Origin of the sequence: Paraburkholderia nemoris, from assembly GCF_905221015.1 — a bacterium.
GTDB classification, from domain to species: Bacteria; Pseudomonadota; Gammaproteobacteria; order Burkholderiales; family Burkholderiaceae; genus Paraburkholderia; species Paraburkholderia nemoris.
In genome coordinates this window covers 56,866-76,901 of record NZ_CAJNBO010000022.1, presented here as the reverse complement: position 1 = coordinate 76,901, position 20,036 = coordinate 56,866, and the positions used below count along the sequence as shown (strand labels likewise).

The following is a 20,036-nucleotide window of genomic DNA, read 5'->3' as shown; positions in this document are numbered from 1 at the left end:
TCGAGCTACTTCGTTTGACCAGGCTCATCCGTCTGCGGCAGCGTGCCGGGAGTCTTCGCACTCAATCCCGACGCGCCGCTCGATGTCGTCCTGCGTTGACTCGTGAGAACGCCGTATTCGTCGAACTCGAACACAACTGTCGAAGATTGCGTGTCTGCCCCACCGAAGAGCGGACCGATGAGCGGGATAAAGCTTTCGGGACGAGGCCTGGATGTGACGAATGAGTAGATCAGCACGGTCGATCCATCGCTTAGCGTGGTCTGTGCCGTCGGAGACCCGAGCACGGCGACAACCTCTTCAAGGCTGGTCACACCTCGCCTGAAGCCCGAAAGTTGCTCTGGTCTGACGTCGACGCCCGCCGATATGCAGGCGGCCAACGCACTGCACAGCGCAATCACTCCATAAATACGCTTCATGGCATTTCCACTACTTCACGGACTGCGACCGAAATCGCCGAACGCGCTTTCTCGCTTGAACAACGCGATAGGGGTTGTGGTCGAACAGTGCGGCCGCAGCGCCCTATCTGCAGGATACATCTCGGCCGTGGCGAGCGCTTTGGATGGCCCGGACAGAAATAGTCGTGCCCGGGTCTGCTGTGATGTGCCGCCCCCGATAAGGCCCGAGGTCTTATTTACCCATATATTGGCAGCAACAGGAACAACTTGATGACGATCGCGTTCGCGATGTCGATGAAAAATGCGCCCACCATCGGCACCACCAGAAAGGCCAGATGGGAGGGGCCGAACCGCTCCGTGATGGCTTGCATGTTGGCGATTGCGGTCGGCGTGGCCCCGAGGCCGAAACCGCAGTGGCCAGCGGCTAGCACCGCCGCATCATAGTTGCGACCCATGACCCGGAAGGTGACGAAAATGGCGTAGCCCGCCATAGCGATCGCCTGCACGACCAGGATTGCGAGAAGCGGCAACGCAAGCGAGGCCAGGTCCCCCAAGCGCAGGCTCATCAGCGCAATCGCGAGAAAGAGCCCGAGGCTCACATTGCCGAGCAACGACACTGCGAGTTCGGAGATCTGATACCAGCCGGTCACGGCAAGCCCATTGCGCAGAACGACGCCGACGAACAGTACACACACGAATGCGGGTAGCTCGAACGCCGTGCCGGTCAGCAAGGATGCGAGCGCCGAGCCGACAGCGAGACAAACCGCAATCAGCGCCACCGTTTCGATCACGGCGTCGGCCGTGATCGGCCGAACCGCTTTGGGTTGCTCGAAACCGGTGGTTCCTGCGACATCGGGTTCCGGGTTGGGAACAAGGCCGTAGTGTGTGATGAGGAAACGCGCGACCGGGCCGCCGATCAATCCGCCGAGTATCAAGCCGAACGTTGCGCAGGCAATTGCAATCTCCGTCGCCGCCTGAAGCCCGTGATGCTCTGCGAACACCTTGGCCCACGCTGCACCGGTGCCGTGGCCGCCTGAAAGGGTCACCGACGCCCCGAGCAGGCCGAGAATGCGCTCCTGTCCCAACGCCCAGGCGAGGCCGATGCCGAGCGCATCCTGCATCACGAGCAGGCCGACCACCGCACCGAGAAAGACAATCAACGAACGCCCCCCAGCTTTCAGGCTTGCCATATCTGCGTTAAGACCGATGGTGGCAAAGAAAGAGAGCATCAGTGGCGCTTGAAGCGCTGTATCGAAACGCACGTCGATCTGCAAGGTACTGCGTAACGCAAAAACCAGCAGCGCGACAAGCAGGCCGCCCACTACCGGTTCGGGGATGGTGTAAGTTCGCAGAATGGGTGTCCGGGCAAGAATCTGCCGCCCGAGCAGAAGAACCAGGGATGCGGCCATCAGCGTTTCGAGCGTGTCGAGGCGCACCATGTTCTTCTCCAGTTGAGAGATCGATCAGTTAGCCCCGTGCGATGGGGTTGTGCTGGAATGACCCGACGCGAACCTGAGAAACAGATAACCAGTAACGCCCGATAGCGTTGAACCCGCGATTACGCCCAACCGGAGCGGTGTGAAATATTCGGGGCCTTCGAAAGCGAGGGAGCCGATGAACAGACTCATGGTGAAGCCGACGCCACACAGTGCGGCGACGCCAACCAGCTGGGGCCAACTGACGCCCTCGGGAAGCCTCGCCAGTCCGAGTCGAACCAGCGCGGCACTCGCCCCGCAAACGCCGACGAGCTTCCCGACGAAAAGACCTGCAGCAATGCCGAGCGGCAGCGGCGCAGCTAGCGCTGCAAGCGTAACGCCAGCGAACGATACCCCGGCATTGGCGAAAGCGAAGATCGGTAAAACGCCGAAGGCCACCCAGGGATGGAGGCTGTGCTCAAGCTGATGCAGGGGAGCATGGCCATGAGCGTCCTTCGTCCTCAACGGCACGGCGAAAGCGATCGCAACGCCTGCGAGCGTTGCGTGAACGCCGGACTTCAGAACGAATACCCACAAGATCACGCCGACAATAACGTAAGGTGCGATGCGCGTGATTTTCAGGAGGTTCAAGGCAATCAGCACCGCAATCGCCCCCACCGCGAAAAGAAGCATTGTGATCGAAAGATCGGCGGTATAAAACAGCGCGATGATGACGATTGCGCCCAGGTCATCGGCAATCGCCACTGCAGTCAGAAATATTTTCAGCGACACCGGCACGCGGTCGCCGAGCAGGGAAAGAATGCCGAGCGCAAATGCAATGTCAGTGGCCGTGGGAATGGCCCAGCCATTCAAGGCCGCGCCATTTCCACGGTTGATAATGAGGTAGATGAGTGCGGGCACCACCATTCCGCCCACGCCGGCGACGACAGGCAGCACGATCTGTGCGGGAGTGGATAGTTCACCTTCAAGAACCTCACGCTTGACCTCCAGTCCGACGAGGAGGAAAAAAATAGCCATCAAACCGTCGTTGATCCACAGTAGAAGCGGCTTCGCGACGATTAGCGATCCAAAGCGCACCTCCACAGGGATCTTCAGCAGATCCTCGTACGCGTGTCGAAGCGGTGAATTGCTGAAGATCAGCGCGAGTACTGCTGCGGCCATGAGCAGCAACCCGCCCGCCGATTCCAGTTTGAGGAAGTCGGAGATACCGTCGGTTGACTTGCGAATCGTGTTGCCGATCACGACGTCCGCTCCGTTGTCTGCGCATCCACCCTGGAAGGGCTCAGCCGGCGCCAGCGGCCGTATTGAGTCGGGCACATTGGTCCTTTTGCAAATGATGATAGTGCACGAGCGCGATTATTGACACCTATCTTCAATGCCGGTCGAACCCGGCAAGAGCGCAGTGCCCGATCCTGTACTGTCGTGAACTCATCATCGACGGTCTCCTTGAGCATCACGTTCTCGCTGACGTCGGGCTCCGAAACGCCTGGCGCCCTCGCTCACCAGCACATGGTCGGAGTCGAAATTTTTAAACAGATGCGTACGGCGCGCTGTCCGGCGCCCAGCACATGGAGCGGCCGCGGCGTCAAGCGGCTGCGAGGCGACTATTGGACCAAAGTCCAATTGTTTTAACGGGACGCCAACACCACAATTGACGTGAACCCGGGAAGAATTCCAGGCGGGAATGCGCTTCATACCGTCATGTCATTTTCTTCCCTTTTTGAATTCCGATTGGATGACGTGAGGCGTCAAGGCCGGGCGCGATGCGAAGACGACTAAGGGGTTCGCGGCCCATCTGAGCCAACACCACGGCACACCCGATCAGATTGCCTCGGTCAGCATCGACATGTCGCCCGCCTTCGTCAAGGACGTGGGCGAACATCTGCCCGACACACGGCTAACGTCCGAGAAGTTTCACGTCGTCGCGCACGCGTCCAAGGCGCTCGACACGGTGCGCCGCCAGCAACAGGATGGCCGTGACGACGAGCTTCATGCCGCAGGCGCGATGACGCTGCAGCTCGAGGGTGCGATCGCGCATCTGGCCGGGACGGTTGAAACACACGGCACGTCTAATGGCGATGGCGCTGGTCTTGTAGTAGACAGGCAACCGGCGGCGCATCTTCGGCAATGTTCGGATCAAGACCGATAAGGGGAAGACAATGGTCACGCAACATCACGACGACCCTAAGGCCTCTGTCGAGAACCACGATCCTCTGTCGATCGATCTTGCCTTGCAGGGCGGCGGTGCTCACGGTGCCTTTACGTGGGGCGTGCTTGAGCGGGTGCTCGAAATACCCTGGCTGCAGATCGAAAGCATCACAGGTACCTCTGCCGGAGCGATGAACGCTGTTGTGCTGCTGCATGGATATACGCTGGAAGGGCCAGAAGGTGCAAAAGCGGCCCTTGAGAAGTTCTGGCGACGGGTCAGCGATGCGGCGCGGTACAGCCCATTCCAGCGGACGCCCGTTGACGTGATGATGGGTAACTGGTCGCTCGATAATTCTCCTGCCTATGTCTTCTACGATCTCTTCAGTCGCCTGTTTTCCCCCTATCAAACCAACCCGACGAACTTCGATCCACTACGGACCATTCTGGAGGAAAGCATTGATTTCGAAGGGTTGAAGCAATCGCCGATCAAGCTGTTCGTCACCGCCACCAATGTCCGCACGGGTCTGCCGCGCGTTTTCCGAAATGCGAATATAAGTGTCGAGGCAGTTCTTGCTTCGGCATGCCTGCCATTGGTACATCAGGCCATCGAGATAGACGGCGACCCTTATTGGGATGGCGGTTTTTCCGGCAATCCGTTGCTAACGCCGGTTATTCGCGAAAGCAAGGCGCGCGATATTCTGCTTGTCCAGATCAATCCGATTGAGCGGCCCGGCGTGCCCAGAACGGCGTCGGAGATTCTTAATCGGCTGAACGAGATTTCATTCAATTCAAGCCTCAAGAAGGAATTGCGTGGTATTGCCATGTTCCAGCGCTTGTTTGTCGACGAAGGTCCCGGGCACGCGGCATGGGCGGAACAATGGGCCGACGCGCGCGTTCACCGAATCGCAAGCCCACGCATGGTTGAACTTGGCGTGTCATCCAAGCTCAACGCAGAGTGGGAGTTTCTCTGCATGTTGCGAGAAGAAGGGCGCAAGTGTATGGATCTCTTCCTGAAGGATCATGCGGCGGATCTTGGCAATCGATCGACTTTCGATCTTGACTCCCTACTCGATACGGTTCTTGAGCAGGTATGAAATGTCTGGCTTCTCGGTCAGTCCCCGTCGCGAGCGTGGCATCGCTTTGAATCTCGATGAACTGTTTGTGACGCCGTGCTGCGAAACGTGGCGGCTGCCGGTCGACTGGCCGTCATTCGGCACGTAGAGGGAGGTTGATCTGGATGGTAACGGGTTCGCTCGCTGTGCTTGCATGCCTACCACCATTCAACGCGAGAGCCCCTCGCTGGAGTACGACTATGGACGCAGTTGCACTTACTCCTCTCGCGCTCGGCCTCGGACTGACCGGCATGCTCGTCAGTCTCGGCCTGCTGATCTGGCTTGCTTATCGTGGCTGGAGCGTGCTGCTGCTCGCGCCGCTTGCTGCGATGCTGGCAGCAGGCATCTCCGGCGAACCGGTCCTCGCGCATTGGACGCAGACCTTCATGGGTAGCGCGGCGCGTTTTGTCGGGCAGTTCTTTCCACTGTTCCTGCTTGGTGCACTGTTCGGCAAGCTGATGGAGGATAGCGGTTCAGTGCAGGCCATCGCGAGCTTTATGACGCGCCGGCTAGGCGCACGCCGCGCGATGCTAGCGGTAGTGATCGGCGGTGCGCTCGTTACCTACGGTGGCGTCAGTCTATTTGTTGCCTTTTTTGTACTGGCACCGATGGCGCAGGCGCTCTTTCAGGAAGCAAACATTCCGCGCCGGTTGATGCCTCCAGCCATAGCGCTCGGTACTTCGACCTTCACGATGTCCGCGTTGCCGGGCACGCCGGCGATCCAGAATGCGATTCCGATGCCGTTTTTCGGTACGACGCCGTTCGCCGCGCCCGGCCTCGGGGTGATCGCGAGCCTCGTGATGGCCGGATTCGGACTATGGTGGCTGGGCAGACAGGAAGCTCAGGCACACGCTCTCGGCGAAGGCTTCACAACCCAGGCGGCTAAACACCCCATGCCGGAAATTGGGGCTGCACGCGACACTAGCCTCGTGCGTGAGCGTGCGACCGTCTCGCAGACCTTTGATCCCATCGAGATCGGCCACGGCCACGTCTCCTCGATCATGCCGTCGTTCGGCATCGCCATCGCTCCGCTGGTGATTGTCGTGGGCGTGAACTTCATCATGAACGTCGTCGTATTACCGCGGCTCGACGCGTCATATCTGGCTGAAGTCCGCTGGGGAGCGACGTCGCTCGGAGCTGTCGGCGGGGTGTGGGGTGTTTGCGTTGCACTCGGGGTGGCAACCGTCACGCTTGTACTGCTTAATCGGGCGAGGCTCACTGCGTTGCGTGAAAGTATCGACGCGGGAGCGAACGCAGCGGTGTTGCCGGTGCTCAGCGTGAGCAGCCTGGTCGGTTATGGCGCGGTGATCGCAGCGCTGCCTGCGTTCGCGCTCGTCCGCGAATGGGTACTTGGCATCGGCGGCGGCCCGCTGGTGTCGCTAGCGGTAGCGACTAACCTGCTGGCTGCACTGACAGGTTCGGCGTCCGGCGGTATGACGATTGCACTCGATGCGCTCGGCAGCACGTACCTGCAACTGGCTGCACAGCATCACATCGATCCGGCGTTACTGCACCGTGTGGCGGTGATTTCTTCCGGTACGCTGGACAGCCTGCCGCACAACGGCGCGGTCGTCACGCTGCTTGCGGTGTGTGGCTCGACACATCGCGAAAGCTATCGCGACATTGTGATGGTGGGTATAGTTGGCGCGCTCCTGGCGCTCGTTATAGTGATCGCAATCGGGTCGGTCGCGGGATCGTTCTAGATTGAAGTTGTGCGCGCCGTTATGTGTCAATCTCGATCGGCCCGGAGGGATGGGATGGCCTGGAGTGGCTGCAAGCCAAGGCCACAGCTGGAGATTTCAGGCCAAAGCCGGGGCACATGGAGGGAGAATGCCTGGATCAACAGTATCTCGGCTTCTCCTCGATCAATTCGCATGCGGCTTAACTCACCTGATTTCATAGGGGCCGTAAAGATCATGCAAGACGCACATGTGCTGTTGCCCGACGCGCTGGTAGTACTCGCGATCGTGATCGCCTCCCGGTTGGGAGACTTCTGCTCCGAAGCAATGAACCGGCGTCTTACTTACCTCGTCGCGCTCCTGTCGTCGACCGCCGCGGGCGTGTGGTTCGCGATCCAATCGTTCGATTCGCACCAGTACTATTTCTTCTCTTGGATGATCGTGATCGATTCATTCGCCAGCGTGATGAAGGCGACCGTGTCGCTTGGTTTCGCTATCGCGCTCGTCTATTCGCGCAGATATCTCGAAGATCGAGACATGTTTCGCGACCACGTGTTCCTGCTCGGCATGTTCTCTCTGCTCGGCCAGCTAATCATGATTTCGGGCAATCACTTCCTGATGCTGTACCTCGGTCTCGAACTGATGTCGCTGTCGCTTTACGCAATGGTCGCGTTGCGCCGCGACGTCGCACAATCGAGCGAGGCGGCGATGAAGTACTACGTGCTTGGAGCACTGGCTACGGGTTTCCTGCTGTACGGCATCTCGATGATCTACGGCGCGACGGGCTCGCTCGAACTGAACGAGGTACTGAAGGCGGTTGCTTCGGGTCGCATCAACGATGCCGTGCTGCTGTTTGGCGTGGTTTTCATCGTCGCAGGCGTTGCATTCAAGATGGGCGCGGCGCCGTTCCATATGTGGGTGCCGGACGTCTATCAGGGCGCGCCGACCGCGATGACGCTCTTCGTCGGCGGCGGTCCGAAGGTCGCGGCGTTCGCGTGGGGCTTGCGCTTCCTCGTGATGGGTCTGCTGCCGCTCGCCGTTAACTGGCAGGAAATGCTCGTGATTCTGGCGGCGCTGTCGATGATCGTCGGCAACGTCACGGGTATCGTCCAGCGCAATATCAAGCGGATGCTCGCGTACTCGGCAATTTCGAACATGGGCTTCGTGCTGCTCGGTCTGCTGGCTGGAGTTGTCGACGGCAAGGCCAGTGGCGCAGCCAGCGCGTACGGTTCGGCGATGTTCTACAGCATCGTGTATCTGGTTACGACGACAGGCACTTTCGGCGTGATCATGCTGCTCGCACGCCGCGATTTCGAAGCCGAAGCGCTCGACGACTTCAAAGGTCTCAACCAGCGCAGCCCGATCTTCGCGTTCGTGATGATGGTGATGATGTTCTCGCTCGCAGGCATTCCGCCGACGGTCGGCTTCTACGCGAAGCTCGCCGTGCTCGAAGCGACGATAAATGCCGGCCTCACATGGCTCGCCGTGCTGGCCGTGATCACGTCGCTGGTCGGGGCGTTCTACTACCTGCGCATCGTCAAGCTGATGTACTTCGACGATCCTCAGGACGCCACGCCGATCGTGGCCGACACCTCCAACCGAACGCTGCTTGCGCTGAACGGCGTGGCAGTGCTTGTGCTCGGCATCGTTCCCGGTCCGCTGATGACGGTCTGCCTGCAGGCTATCTCGCACACACTGCCTCTCTGATGTCGGCAGCAGGTTGGTTCATCGTGCGGTTGGCGCTCGTGGGACCCAACGTGCCGTTCCTGAATCTGCGGCTCTTCGCTGAAGCGAACCCCGTGCGCTGGACAGAAAACCATGCTGGTGGGGTGCTAAGGAGAGCGCCAGTACTGGTTTTCAGGGAAATTCTTCGGCAATCGTAGAAACTCGTAGATGTTCGGAAGCGGACGCACGCCGACTCAACAGCCAGTATGTAGCTGATATGGAAATTAGCGGGCGCCAATTGGCCGTTCGAAAGTCAGAGGTAGGCCGAGCTCCCGACGTTCGCAGTTCAACTTTGAATGGCCCAGCAGGTCGGACCCGGCCTGTGGCGCCGGCTCGCAAGCGGGTCATCGTGAGGATTGCGACTAGCTTGGGGAGAACGACGCCAGTTACAGGTGCGCTCAGCGAGCGTGCCATTAAGGTCGGGTACGCGTTTTGACACGGTCTGGGCCGAACTCGGTCCAACGATGCGCCGACGTAACGTTCCGTCGTTCATGCGTCCACGTCGGGCCGCAGTCGAGCCATCTCGGAAGTTCAGGTTAGGCCGAGGTCGTTCATTCTGCGCAAGTCATAACACAATGCCCTGCAGGTCAGAAGCATTGTCATAGGAGACTAGGCTTGGTCCGTTGACTTTGGCACTATACGCGCGGCCGGTGTCGGAGGATGCGCAAGAGATGGGGCATTAGCTTGTGAGCCATACGACGTGAAAACTCCATGATTTGGTCGTTGTCGAGCGCTTCTGACGACTCGATACCCATGTCACGACAGGCTTCCTCGTACGCGCGGTCAAACGCGTTCGCATCCGCGCGCGCGTACATTTGACGCAAGATGACGGGCATCGCATAGTTGAAAGCGGCTTCGCGAGATCCATCCGGAACGGCGTCGTTGGCGAGCCAGCGATTAAATTCGTCCTCGGAAAGCACCAGGTCCACGGCAATCTTTATTTCTTCTGCCGTTGCTGGGTTAATCGAGTACGTACGTTGAACGGGACAGCCGTCGTACTCCGTACTCAGCAACACCAAGAAGCGCCCAAGGCCGAAGTATTCGACGTAACCCATGAGCCGCTTCGTTTCGGGATCGCCGCGAACGGAAACAACATGGAAAACGTGTTTGTCCGGACGAATGCGGACGAGGTCGCGTGACAGGAACTCCGCAAACGGGGGCGTGGCGGCGACACCTTTGATGTAACGCATTGCCAGTTCGCACCCGGCGGGGGGAATCGACATCCTGAAAGCCATCGCCACCGCTGTTTTGACTATCGATCTCCCAGCGAGAGGGCCGCCGAACTGGAAGGACGTCATGATTGGTCCGTCAGGCATTGATGTTTCTTCTGTCAAACTGGCAAACGCCATGCTGAAGTCACTCTCAGGATACTTTCGCTGCAAGCCTTTAAGGATTTTGCGAGCCTCCAACCTAGTTCGCGCTTTGATGGAGATCTGGCGCCCCGACGGAATTTCGGTTGTTGAAATAACGGGTTTGTCTGGCGACATCGTGCCGTCAGCATGCAGAAGCAGCCCTTGGCCGCCTACCGTCTTTACCGGATGGCTAGGTGCTACGCCTGCCTCGCGTTTTACGTTCAATGTGACGGAAAACCAGTTGAACTGGTCAGCGAGTTCGGCATCCCATTCGCACCCGCTGCCGTTGTTGCATTTTCGGCAGATAAAACCTCGTACTTTGAGTCTTCCACCAACCGCATTGGGAACGACGTGTTCCTTCGAGTCATTCAGAGGCGTAATCTCTTCGTCGCAAATAGCACAATGGCCCATAGCATCGGAATGTCGGCTTAGATAACCCATTGTGCCTGACGACGGCTAGGCCAGTCCGAAGTCGCTCGTTCCGGAATTGCCGGTCCTAAAGACTGTCGCAGCACCGTCGTTCGATGTGTTGCTTCAGGCGTGGGGTATTGCTCGTACACCGCCGCTATTGGAAGCCCGCACATCGTGCAAATTGGAACTGAGCGATTAATACATGGGAAAGCTTCAACTGCCGTCGGCAAACGACATCGATCTTCCGGATCCTGGCTAGTGCTCGCCCGCTCTGATCGTCAGTGTTTGCGCCCGGCAACAGCATCGCTGACAACTTTCCCGCTCGTCTTACGTGTTTTATCCGGAATGCGTAGCGCCTCGTCACCGGCGAACCACGACAGATGCGTGCGCATGTGTGCCGCGTACGCCCTCCATCCCGCATCGTTGCCGGCAAAAAGCTCCCGGCGCATCGCAGCAGCGAGCTCAGCGCGGCACGGCTGCGTCCTGTCAAGCTCCGAATGCCACGATGCGAAGGCTTGATTCACACCGCGAATGAAGTCTCCAAACGACATCTCCGGATCGACAAAGTCCATCAGGGCACGGGCGAACTCCCTGCTCCGTTGCAGTTCCGCCATGCGGACACCCAGCTGCCCGTCGCGCGGGAATTGTTGGGCGATCTCGCGGATCGTGTCCAGGCCGTGCCCGCTGAGAAATAGCCGATCCTGATTGCTCATTCGTGGATCGACAGAAATGAATCGAGCTGTCGAATCCAGAAAGATGGCTTCGAGTCTGCGGAAAACGATAGTCATGCAAACAAAATCCTCGCGAGTACTTGAGGCAGTTAACGGCCCGGCCTCGCGAAAATTGACGGTCCAAATGTCTTCGAGCGGAAAGCTCCCCGTAACAGTCACGCGTCCGCTGTCTGCTCCCCCTGACGTGCGCCTGGGAAGCACCGCGCCGGCCGCCTGGTCTTCCAAATCCGGCGGCTCATTCCTGAAATTATCGAATGCAACTAACCGTCTGATTCTCCCAACACCACTGTGCCCGCCCGTCCCGGGCGGAAAACCGGTGCCTGCAGCGGCGGGGGCTGGCATCTCTGTATCTGGCGGCCGTAGTGGCCGAGCCGGTTGTGAAAGGTGGTCTTGCGTCCGTCTGGAACGGCTCGCCAGGAACCGCCCGGTCGTAGTCTCCAGACCTCCTTTTACATTTCCCCGGGATAAGCGCTACACTAGATACTGTATATCCATACAGTGCCATTGCCCCATGAGCGCCCTGCCGCGTCACCCCGAAGATATCCACCCTGGCCTCTGGCGAGCTTCGCAACTGGCCGCTGGCTTCGATCGGGTGGTGTCGTGCGGCCACGCCGCGCTGGCCGCCGAGCTGCCGGGCGGCGGCTGGCCTGCGGGCGCGCTCACCGAACTGCTCACACCGCAGCCTGGCTGCGGTGAACTGCGTCTGCTGCAGCCCGCACTGGCGACCGTCGGATCCCGCCCCTTGCTCCTGCTGCAGCCGCCGCATCGGCTACAACCCGCCGGACTGGCGTGGCTGGGCGTTCCCGCAGGACGGGCCTGCGTGCTACGCGCACCACGCACGGCTGATGCGCTGTGGGCCGCCGAGCAGATCCTGCGTGCCGGCACCTGCGGCGCCCTGCTCTTCTGGCAGGCCGAAGTGCGGCAGGAGGCGCTCCGGCGCCTGCATCTGGCCGCGCAGGCCTCGGACACGCTGCTGTTCCTGTTTCGCCCACTCGCGGCCGCCCACGTAACGTCGCCAGCACCGCTGCGGCTTGCGCTGCGAGCGGCCAGGGGCGGTATTGAAGTGACCTTCGTCAAGCGCCGCGGACCGCAGCGCGACGAACCCGTTTTCGTTCCTCTCACGCCTTCACCTGCCCTGTTGAGCCGATATGCAACTCTGGATCGGCGTACATCTGCCGCACCTCGCCCTCGAGTCGTTTCTCCCGCGCTGGTCGACGCCACGCCATGAGGCCGGGTTTGTCGTGCTGGAGAAGGACCGCGTTGTCGCGCTCGACCGCGCGGCGCATTCCACCGGGATCGTGGCCGGCATGCGTCGCGGTGGCGTGCTGACGCTCGCACCCGACGCGGTCATCCGGGAGCGTGACCTCACCCGTGAAGCGGAGCTGGTTCGCGGCGTGGCGTTCGCCCTGCTGCATTTCACCCCCCACGTGGTGCTGGCCGAAGAAGCCGTCGTACTTGCCGACGTCTCGGCGAGCCTGCGGCTCTTTGGCGGTATTCGCCCGCTGCGTCGACTCGCGCGCGAAACGGTGATCGCGTTCGGCGTAACGGCAACGCTTGCTGTTGCGCCAACAGGACAGGCCGCGTGGCTTTTCGCCCGGTCCTCGGGTGGTATTGCCCTCACGTTGCAATCCGTCGACCGCGCACTGCGTCGCGTGCCGTTACCTGCCCTGCCGCCTGCGCGCCCCTACGCCGAATGGTTCGACGGGCTGGGATGCGAAACGGTGGACGACGTCCGGCGCCTGCCCCGCGCAGGCCTCAAGAAACGCTGCGGCACGGCGCTGCTGGATGCGCTCGATCGCGCGACGGGCGCGGCACCGGAAGTGTATGAATGGCTCGAGGTGCCTCCCGCCTTCAGTGCGCGGCTCGAGCTGCCCGACCGGATCGAGCACGCAGAGGCCGTGCTGTTCGCAGCGCGGCGCCTGATCCTTCAGATGACCGGCTGGCTGTCGGCACGACAGCTGGCGATCGCGCGGTTTGTGCTTGAGCTCGAGCATGAGCGCGGCCGCGCGGCGGTGCCGCCGACGGCAATCGAAGTTGCCCTCGCGGAACCGACGTCGCGCGAGGACCACCTCGTGCGTCTTCTGAAAGAACGGCTGGGCCGCGTCGAACTGGCCGCGCCGGTCATCGCCGTTCGTCTCGACGCGAAGGACGTCCGCGAAGCGGACACGCCGAGCGAATCGCTGTTCCCGGAGCCCGGCGGCTCGCCGCAGGATCACGCGCGCCTGATGGAGCTGCTCGTCGCCCGGCTCGGCGCGCAGAACGTGCTCAAGGCGGCTCCGGTTGCCGACCACCGCCCGGAAGTCGCCGCACGCTGGCTTCCCATCGGCGAGACCGCCAGGCCCATGTTACCGCCGCCCAATCTTCCGCGACCCACCTGGCTTCTGGACAACCCGGTGCAGCTCATCATGCGCGGCCACCGCCCGTTCTACGGTACGCCCCTGCGCATGGTCTCGCCAGGCGAACGGATCGAGGTCGGCTGGCAGGATGGGCACCCGGTGACGCGAGACTATTTTGTCGCGGAGTCCGAAGACGCGCTGCACTACTGGGTCTTCCGGGAGCGCGTAAGCGCCGTCGAGGAACGCGAGCCGCGCTGGTTCCTGCACGGCCTGTTCGGGTGATCGCCCATGGCGCCGACCTACGGCGCACTGCCCGACTATGCGGAGCTTCAGTGCGCGTCCAACTTTTCCTTTCTGCACGGCGCATCGCACGCCGAGGATCTCGCTGCCCGTGCCGCGCAGCTGGGCTATGCCGCACTGGCTGTCACGGACGAATGTTCGCTGGCCGGCGTCGTGCGCGCGCACGTCGAGGCGAAGAAGGCCGGGCTGCCGTTCATCGTCGGGTCGCACTTCCACCTGACCAACGCCGACGGCTCGCCAGCGCTGTCATTCACCGCACTGGCGATGACGCGCGAAGGCTATGGCAACCTGTCCGAGCTGATATCGCTCGGCCGCATGCGCGCCCACAAGGGCAGCTATCGGATTGCTCCCCCGGATCTCGCGCACCCGGAGAAGCCCTTTGGACACCTGCGGGGACTGCCGGACTGCGTCGCGATCCTGTCACCGGACTACCCCGCCGATGAAAACAGACTGGATACGCAGGTGGAGTGGTTCGTCCGGACCTTCGGCGATCGCGCATGGGTTGCCCTCACACTGCACGCGCGCGCGATGGACGACATCCACTGCGGCACCATCGAACACGTCGCGGCACGCCACGGCATTCCGGTCGTCGCCACGGGTGCGCCCGTCATGCACGTGCGTTCGCGCAAACCGCTGCAGGATGTCCTCACGGCGATCCGGATCGGAAGGCCCGTCGGGGAATGCGGTTATGATCTCGCGCCCAACGCCGAGCAGCATCTGCGATCGCGCCTGCGGCTCGCGAACCTCTATCCGCAGCGCACACTCGAGGAGACGCTGCGGATCGCGCGCCTGTGTACGTTTTCACTCGACGAGCTGCGCTATGAGTATCCCGACGAGCTGGTGCCGGCCGGCCATACGCCGACCAGCTACCTGAGACAGGAGACCTACATCGGCGCACATCGCCGCTGGCCAGCCGGCATCCCGCATCCGGTACAGCAGCAGATCGAACACGAGCTCGCGCTGATCGGGGATCTGCGCTACGAGCCGTACTTTCTGACGGTCTACGACATCGTCCGGTTCGCGCGCAGCGAAGGCATCCTGTGTCAGGGCCGCGGCTCGGCGGCCAACTCGGCCGTCTGCTTTGCGCTTGGCGTGACCGAGGTGGATCCCGCGCGCTCGTCGATGCTGTTCGAGCGGTTCATCAGCAAGGAGCGCGGTGAGCCGCCTGACATCGATGTGGACTTCGAGCACCAGCGCCGCGAGGAAGTCGTGCAGTACATCTATCGCAAGTACGGGCGCGATCGCGCCGCGCTGACGGCTGCGGTGACAACATACCGCCCACGCAGCGCGCTGCGCGAATCGGGCAAGGCACTCGGCGTGGATCCGGCCATCGTTGATCGCGTCGCGAAGGCTCATCAGTGGTTCGATTCGAGCGGCGATCTGCTGAACCGTTTCGCCGAAACCGGGCTCGATCCCGCGTCGCCGCTGATCGTGCAGTGGGCAAATTTTGCAGCTCTGCTGGTGGGCTTTCCACGACATCTGTCGCAGCACAGCGGTGGCTTCGTGATCAGCCGCGGCAAGCTGTCGAGGCTGGTGCCGATCGAGAACGCCGCGATGGCCGACCGCTCGATCATCCAGTGGGACAAGGACGATATCGAGGCGCTCGGCCTGCTCAAGATCGACGTGCTCGCACTCGGCATGCTGTCAGCGATCCGCCGCGCGCTCGACATCATTTCGGACAAGAGTGGCGAGCCGTTCGAACTGCAGGACATTCCGGCCGAAGATCCCGGCACCTACACGATGATCTGTCGCGCAGATACGGTCGGCGTGTTCCAGATCGAATCGCGCGCGCAGATGAGCATGCTGCCGCGCCTGCTGCCGCGCTGCTTTTACGATCTCGTAATCGAGGTGGCGATCGTACGCCCGGGCCCGGTGCAGGGCGGCATGGTGCATCCCTACCTGCGCCGGCGGCAGGGGCTGGAGCCCGTCACCTATCCGAGCCCGCAGATGGAGCAGGCGCTCTCGCGCACGCTCGGCGTGCCGATCTTCCAGGAGCAGGTGATGCAGGTCGCGATGCTCGCGGCAGGCTTCACCGCCGGCGAGGCCGACCAGCTGCGTCGCGCGATGGCCGCATGGCGCCGCAAGGGCGGACTCGAAGCCTACTACGACCGCATCGTGAACGGGATGCTCGAGCGCGGCTACGACCGCGAGTTTGCCGAAGCGATCTTTGCGCAGATCCAGGGCTTCGGCGAATATGGCTTTCCGGAGAGTCACGCGGCGAGCTTCGCGCTGCTGGTCTATGCGAGTGCATGGCTGAAGTGTCATGAGCCGGTCGCGTTCCTCGTCGCCATGCTCAACAGCCAGCCGATGGGATTCTATTCGCCCTCGCAGCTCGTCCAGGATGCAAGGCGCCACGGCGTAAAGGTGCTGCCCGTCGACGTGACGCTCAGCGACTGGGACTCGGCAGTCGAGGGCAGATCGACTCGCGCGCCGGTCCGCCTTGGCATGTCGCTGGTACGCGGCCTGAAAGGAGAAGCCGCCGCGCGCATCGAGCTCGCGCGGGCTGTTCGGCCCTTTGACGATGTCTCCGATCTGGCACGACGCGCGCAACTCGATCGCAAGGACCTGCAGGCGCTCGCTGCGGCCGACGCGTTACGCTCGCTCGCCGGCGACCGGCGCGCAGCTCTGTGGCACGCGGTGGCTGCGGTACCGGACCGGGATCTGCTGCGCGGCGCGACTGATGACGACGCGACGCCGGTCCTCGCGCCGATGACCGAAGGCCAGCAGATCGTGAGCGATTACCGGACCCTCGGTCTGACACTCGGCCGGCACCCGCTGGAACTGCTGCGCCCTCGCCTGCTTGCCCAGCGCCTGCTGCCGGCGTCGACGCTGGCCGGATTCCGGAACGGGCAGCTCGCACGTGCCTGCGGCATCGTGACGGTCCGGCAGCGGCCGGGCACGGCCAAGGGTGTGATGTTTGTCACGCTGGAGGATGAGACCGGGCAGGTCAACGTCATCATCTGGCCGTCCCTGCTCGAAAAGCAGCGGCGCGAAGCGCTCGGCTCGTCACTACTTGCCGTGTACGGTGTATGGCAGCGGGAGGGTGAAGTGCGCCACCTCGTCGCGCACCGACTGGTCGACGTGTCCCCGCTGCTCGGCTCTCTCGTCACGTCCACGCGAAATTTCCACTAGGAACCGGCGTACCATATTGGCGCACCTTCCTTCAAGGAGAGCCACCATGTGCTATTCAGCCCAGATCCAGGCGGACTACCGCAAGTACGTCAGGATGTTTGGCGCGCACATGAGCATCCGGGAGTTCGCACAGCTGTACTGGGAACGCGCCGAGGGCAGCAACATCAAGATTCCGAAGGCGATGGACGCCGCGTTCTCGGTTCCCGCGACGGACGACGAACGCCGGATCAGGGAAGCGATCGACCGGTTCAACGGCGAGCAGGCAACCAGGCTGGAGCAGGAACTGTTCAAACAGCGCGCGCGGCTCGCCGACGCGGAACGCGCCCTGCAAAGCAAGACGACGAAGGCGGCCTCCGAAAGCAAACGGATCGCAACCAGCAAGATCGAGTCGGCGCTGCGCGGGCTCGACGATCTCCGGCGCACCGACCTGAAGGACCGCGATTCGCGAATTTTCCCCGGTAACTATGCTCCGGTGATGGTCATGGAAGACGGCAAGCGCGTCATCAAGCCGATGCGATATCACTGTCGCCCGGCTGGCAAGCCTGCGTTCTACGACAAGAAATATCCCGGACTCTACAATGCCAGGCTTGACAACCTCGAAGGCTTCTGGAAGGGCGTTTTTGGGTATTCGCACGGACTTATCATCGCGAATACGTTCTATGAAAACGTGAAACGACATCGCCTTGAAGGGCGCGATCTCGCTGAAGGCGAACTGGAGGAAAACGTGATCCTGGAGTTCAAGCCGCAGCCCGCTCAGGACATGCTCGTCGCCTGCCTGTGGTCGCACTGGCAAAGCCCTGGCGAGCCTGATCTACTCTCCTTCGCGGCCATCACTGATGAGCCGCCCCCTGAGGTTGCCGCCGCCGGCCACGATCGCTGCATCATTCCCATCAAGCCGGAGCATATCGACGCGTGGCTCAATCCCGATCCACGCAATCTTGCGGCACAGTACGCGATTCTCGATGATCGGGAGCGACCGTACTACGAGCATCGAATGGCGGCCTGAACCGGGACGAATCGTTGAAAGGATCGGTACGCCCGCAGCCCGGGGACGGTAGGCATTGCTGCCGTCCTCTTCGGTACGCAAAGAGCTTTCGCACTCGGAGATCGGCCTGTTGTGAGTGTCCAACTCGTGGAGGCCAGCGGCGCGTGGGGTCGCAAAACCGGCGCAAGCCTATCCGGCGATAGAAATGGATTTGCATTAACGCAACTTTCTTGGGCTTCTCGCGGGCTGATTAATAGGCTGGGCTGACAGTCCGCACATCCATCGCGCCGCAGGCCGGCGTGTTGCCAATGCGCAGGGGCACACCTCTGTGTTGGATCGATTGACAACACAAAAGAGTGTTGTCATACTGTCCAACATGAAAGCAACTCTTTTGCTCAAAGAGCGTCACACCGTAGACCGGGAAGCGTTTGCTGAATTGCTGGTTTGGAAGGTGCCTGCACCGGTACGCGGAAGCACGCATTCTTTCAAGTACAGTCTCGCGTTTGTCGTGAGCGGACTTTGTGTCTTGCGATACGACAACGAACAAGGCAAGGGTGATCACCGGCACGTCGGAAAGTCTGAAACGCCCTATGAGTTTTCATCGCCCGAGCAGCTAATCGCTGATTTTTGGGCAGACATAGATAGCTGGAGGTCGCAGTGAAAACAGTCACTCTTGGCGTTGCTTCTCGCGATGCTGTCACGAAGCGTTTCCTTGCCGCCATGAATGGCAAGGCACAAGGAGCGTTCATAACCTTCGATTCACCGGAACTGCTGTTTCAAACACTCACGCAATTGCGCTGGAACATCATTCAAGCGATTACCGGAGCAGGACCGCTTTCCATCAGGGAAATCTCGCGACGCGTTGATCGGGATGTCAAAGCCGTACACCGGGACGTGCATGCGTTGCTGAGCGTTGGTGTTCTGGAGCGCAACGCGGACGGCGCGATTGAGTTTCCATATGACGCCGTGCACGTCGATTTCATGCTCAAGGCAGCATGAAGGTCTAACAGTTGATCAGACAACGGAAAGGCCATATGAAACTCATCCCGATTGCGCTATCCCTGATCCTCCTTGGCTGCGGCCAAGCATCGCGTGATACTTCGCCCACGGCAGCAGGCCACTACCAGCTGGCTGTGGATAGCGGCGGCAATGCGTGGAGATTAGATACGAACACAGGCGAAATGAAGCGTTGTTGGCAAGGCACCCCTCCAGCAAAAACGGCACCGAGTTGCTATACCGCGACTCAGGAGTGACGCGATCCCCGCGCGCCTAACGCAAGAAAACGCCAGGCAGAATCGTCGTAGCAGCGCAAAACTTATCATGGACAGGGAAAACATGAATCGATCGATCATCGTTGTCGCGGTGATGCTTGCCGGATGTGCATCACCGGCGGTTTTTCGTGCCCCCAAGACGGGTCAAAGTGGCTCAATGCAATGCAACGACGCCGGGAATTTTTCCAATCATCGCTCAACATGAGATTGACGATTGCGCAGCAGTTCATGGGCGCATGGGCTGGCAGAAGCAGTAGAGCGTGAATCTGGAGCATGGAAAAGCCTTGGCGATCGTGAGTTAAATGACGCGGCCCAGCAGCAGGACTCGGGTATCACGAAAGAGGACAAGCATGGCATTTAAGATCAAAGCCGCCGATCAGAAGCGCATCGATGCAGCGTTCGGCGAACTGACGGCGCAGCGGAGCACGTTGGAAGAGTCTGTGCGTGTGTTCAATGAGGCGGTTGCGGCTGCACGTGCGAAGCTGGAACTAGACGTGGACGCGTATAACGAAAAGGTCGATGCGGCGCGGGGCATGCTCGATGACGTGCATCGTGAGCTTGAAGATGAATTCGATGATAGGTCGGCGAACTGGCAGAACGGCGACAAGGGAATCGCGACGAAGGAATGGATCGATTCGATCAGCGCGTTGGCCGAGGAATTAACCGAGGCGGCGCTCGACGTCTTCCCCGAATCGCTCGAATTTGAGGATGTGATCGGCGATGACCCCGCCGAGGGCTACAACGAACTGGTCAAGGAAGCGCCAGGCGCAGAGTAATCAGCGGCGGCCTAGCATACCGAGGAAAAGCACGACTGGAGCCGGCAAGGGAAAGAGCATTTTTTCGCCAGCCGAAGCAGAGCGCGTCCGTAAACTCCTGCGGAACGTAGGGGAGACCGTGATGAACAGAAGAAGCTCCGCGACCGCCTGCGAATTGATGACGGCTTCTATATCTCCGACTTCACCGAACGCTGGTTTCACAGAGGCCGACTTCGACAGACTGGTGGAGCGAGGTACGATCAAGATC

17 protein-coding genes and 1 pseudogene are annotated in these 20,036 nt (G+C 61.1%); 13 read left to right on the top strand and 5 right to left on the bottom strand.

Annotation, left to right across the window (positions count from 1 at the left end):
* Positions 1-5: 5 nt before the first annotated feature.
* The 3 genes from KHO33_RS29360 to nhaA form a co-directional block, all read right to left on the bottom strand.
* Positions 6-416, bottom strand: a complete 411-nt coding sequence (locus tag KHO33_RS29360) for a hypothetical protein (RefSeq protein ID WP_200567184.1) — start codon at positions 414-416, stop codon at positions 6-8.
* A 215-nt stretch (positions 417-631) separates the two neighbouring features.
* Positions 632-1,834 (bottom strand): sodium/glutamate symporter, encoded by a 1,203-nt coding sequence (gene gltS / locus KHO33_RS29355; protein ID WP_200567183.1) that lies wholly within the window; start codon positions 1,832-1,834, stop codon positions 632-634.
* Between the two features lie 24 nt (positions 1,835-1,858).
* Positions 1,859-3,070 (bottom strand): Na+/H+ antiporter NhaA, encoded by a 1,212-nt coding sequence (gene nhaA, locus KHO33_RS29350; RefSeq protein WP_200567237.1) that lies wholly within the window; start codon positions 3,068-3,070, stop codon positions 1,859-1,861.
* 556 nt (positions 3,071-3,626) lie between these two features.
* On the opposite strand from nhaA, the gene KHO33_RS43015 reads away from it, so the two are divergent.
* From KHO33_RS43015 to KHO33_RS29325, 6 genes and pseudogenes are all read left to right on the top strand, one after another.
* Entirely contained in the window at positions 3,627-3,980 is a 354-nt protein-coding gene (locus KHO33_RS43015; RefSeq protein WP_200567236.1) for a transposase, read from the top strand.
* A gap of 10 nt (positions 3,981-3,990) precedes the next feature.
* The gene (locus tag KHO33_RS29340; RefSeq protein WP_200567182.1) at positions 3,991-5,073 is read left to right on the top strand and encodes a patatin-like phospholipase family protein; all 1,083 of its coding nucleotides are present in this window, start codon (positions 3,991-3,993) and stop codon (positions 5,071-5,073) included.
* A 1-nt stretch (position 5,074) separates the two neighbouring features.
* Entirely contained in the window at positions 5,075-5,200 is a 126-nt protein-coding gene (locus KHO33_RS42655; protein ID WP_267915679.1) for a hypothetical protein, read from the top strand.
* 91 nt (positions 5,201-5,291) lie between these two features.
* The gene (locus KHO33_RS29335; protein ID WP_200567181.1) at positions 5,292-6,794 is read left to right on the top strand and encodes a GntP family permease; all 1,503 of its coding nucleotides are present in this window, start codon (positions 5,292-5,294) and stop codon (positions 6,792-6,794) included.
* 213 nt (positions 6,795-7,007) lie between these two features.
* Positions 7,008-8,477: an NADH-quinone oxidoreductase subunit NuoN gene (nuoN, locus tag KHO33_RS29330; RefSeq protein ID WP_200567180.1), complete on the top strand. Its 1,470-nt coding sequence runs from the start codon at positions 7,008-7,010 to the stop codon at positions 8,475-8,477.
* Positions 8,477-8,557, top strand: a pseudogene (locus KHO33_RS29325) (DUF2818 family protein); the annotation flags it as partial. The gene nuoN and the pseudogene KHO33_RS29325, both read left to right, overlap by 1 nt.
* 573 nt (positions 8,558-9,130) lie before the next feature.
* On the opposite strand, the gene KHO33_RS29320 reads toward KHO33_RS29325, so the two are convergent.
* Together KHO33_RS29320 and KHO33_RS29315 are read right to left on the bottom strand one after the other, a co-directional pair.
* On the bottom strand, positions 9,131-10,288 hold the full coding sequence (locus KHO33_RS29320; RefSeq protein WP_200567179.1) for an HNH endonuclease: 1,158 nt from the start codon (positions 10,286-10,288) through the stop codon (positions 9,131-9,133).
* A 248-nt stretch (positions 10,289-10,536) separates the two neighbouring features.
* Complete coding sequence (locus tag KHO33_RS29315; RefSeq protein WP_211629243.1) at positions 10,537-11,046, bottom strand: hypothetical protein; 510 nt, start codon at positions 11,044-11,046, stop codon at positions 10,537-10,539.
* A 454-nt stretch (positions 11,047-11,500) separates the two neighbouring features.
* Between KHO33_RS29315 and imuA the strand changes: the two genes are divergently transcribed.
* From imuA to KHO33_RS29285, 7 genes are all read left to right on the top strand, one after another.
* Positions 11,501-12,217 carry a translesion DNA synthesis-associated protein ImuA gene (gene imuA / locus KHO33_RS29310; RefSeq protein WP_211629242.1) on the top strand — a complete coding sequence of 239 codons (717 nt, stop codon included), beginning with the start codon at positions 11,501-11,503 and terminating at the stop codon, positions 12,215-12,217.
* Positions 12,138-13,607: a Y-family DNA polymerase gene (locus KHO33_RS29305; RefSeq protein WP_211629241.1), complete on the top strand. Its 1,470-nt coding sequence runs from the start codon at positions 12,138-12,140 to the stop codon at positions 13,605-13,607. Before imuA ends, KHO33_RS29305 begins: the two co-directional genes overlap by 80 nt.
* A 6-nt stretch (positions 13,608-13,613) precedes the next feature.
* On the top strand, positions 13,614-16,757 hold the full coding sequence (locus tag KHO33_RS29300) for an error-prone DNA polymerase (protein ID WP_200567559.1): 3,144 nt from the start codon (positions 13,614-13,616) through the stop codon (positions 16,755-16,757).
* A gap of 46 nt (positions 16,758-16,803) precedes the next feature.
* A complete protein-coding gene (locus tag KHO33_RS29295; protein ID WP_200567558.1) occupies positions 16,804-17,763 on the top strand; it encodes an SOS response-associated peptidase family protein in 960 nt (319 codons plus the stop codon).
* A gap of 355 nt (positions 17,764-18,118) precedes the next feature.
* The gene (locus KHO33_RS42235; RefSeq protein WP_172178779.1) at positions 18,119-18,403 is read left to right on the top strand and encodes a toxin-antitoxin system TumE family protein; all 285 of its coding nucleotides are present in this window, start codon (positions 18,119-18,121) and stop codon (positions 18,401-18,403) included.
* A complete protein-coding gene (locus KHO33_RS29290; RefSeq protein ID WP_171928089.1) occupies positions 18,400-18,741 on the top strand; it encodes an HVO_A0114 family putative DNA-binding protein in 342 nt (113 codons plus the stop codon). Before KHO33_RS42235 ends, KHO33_RS29290 begins: the two co-directional genes overlap by 4 nt.
* A 622-nt stretch (positions 18,742-19,363) precedes the next feature.
* On the top strand, positions 19,364-19,789 hold the full coding sequence (locus KHO33_RS29285; RefSeq protein ID WP_200567557.1) for a hypothetical protein: 426 nt from the start codon (positions 19,364-19,366) through the stop codon (positions 19,787-19,789).
* Positions 19,790-20,036 lie beyond the last annotated feature (247 nt).

What these genes read in the sequence shown, in the direction of transcription:
- KHO33_RS29360 (WP_200567184.1), bottom strand. Translation starts at nt 416, where the DNA reads ATGAAGCGTATTTATGGAGTGATTGCGCTGTGCAGTGCGTTGGCCGCC.
- gltS (WP_200567183.1), bottom strand. Translation starts at nt 1,834, where the DNA reads ATGGTGCGCCTCGACACGCTCGAAACGCTGATGGCCGCATCCCTGGTT.
- KHO33_RS29340 (WP_200567182.1), top strand. Translation starts at nt 3,991, where the DNA reads ATGGTCACGCAACATCACGACGACCCTAAGGCCTCTGTCGAGAACCAC.
- KHO33_RS42655 (WP_267915679.1), top strand. Translation starts at nt 5,075, where the DNA reads ATGTCTGGCTTCTCGGTCAGTCCCCGTCGCGAGCGTGGCATCGCTTTG.
- KHO33_RS29335 (WP_200567181.1), top strand. Translation starts at nt 5,292, where the DNA reads ATGGACGCAGTTGCACTTACTCCTCTCGCGCTCGGCCTCGGACTGACC.
- nuoN (WP_200567180.1), top strand. Translation starts at nt 7,008, where the DNA reads ATGCAAGACGCACATGTGCTGTTGCCCGACGCGCTGGTAGTACTCGCG.
- KHO33_RS29320 (WP_200567179.1), bottom strand. Translation starts at nt 10,288, where the DNA reads ATGGGTTATCTAAGCCGACATTCCGATGCTATGGGCCATTGTGCTATT.
- KHO33_RS29315 (WP_211629243.1), bottom strand. Translation starts at nt 11,046, where the DNA reads ATGACTATCGTTTTCCGCAGACTCGAAGCCATCTTTCTGGATTCGACA.
- imuA (WP_211629242.1), top strand. Translation starts at nt 11,501, where the DNA reads ATGAGCGCCCTGCCGCGTCACCCCGAAGATATCCACCCTGGCCTCTGG.
- KHO33_RS29305 (WP_211629241.1), top strand. Translation starts at nt 12,138, where the DNA reads ATGCAACTCTGGATCGGCGTACATCTGCCGCACCTCGCCCTCGAGTCG.
- KHO33_RS29300 (WP_200567559.1), top strand. Translation starts at nt 13,614, where the DNA reads ATGGCGCCGACCTACGGCGCACTGCCCGACTATGCGGAGCTTCAGTGC.
- KHO33_RS29295 (WP_200567558.1), top strand. Translation starts at nt 16,804, where the DNA reads ATGTGCTATTCAGCCCAGATCCAGGCGGACTACCGCAAGTACGTCAGG.
- KHO33_RS42235 (WP_172178779.1), top strand. Translation starts at nt 18,119, where the DNA reads ATGAAAGCAACTCTTTTGCTCAAAGAGCGTCACACCGTAGACCGGGAA.
- KHO33_RS29285 (WP_200567557.1), top strand. Translation starts at nt 19,364, where the DNA reads ATGGCATTTAAGATCAAAGCCGCCGATCAGAAGCGCATCGATGCAGCG.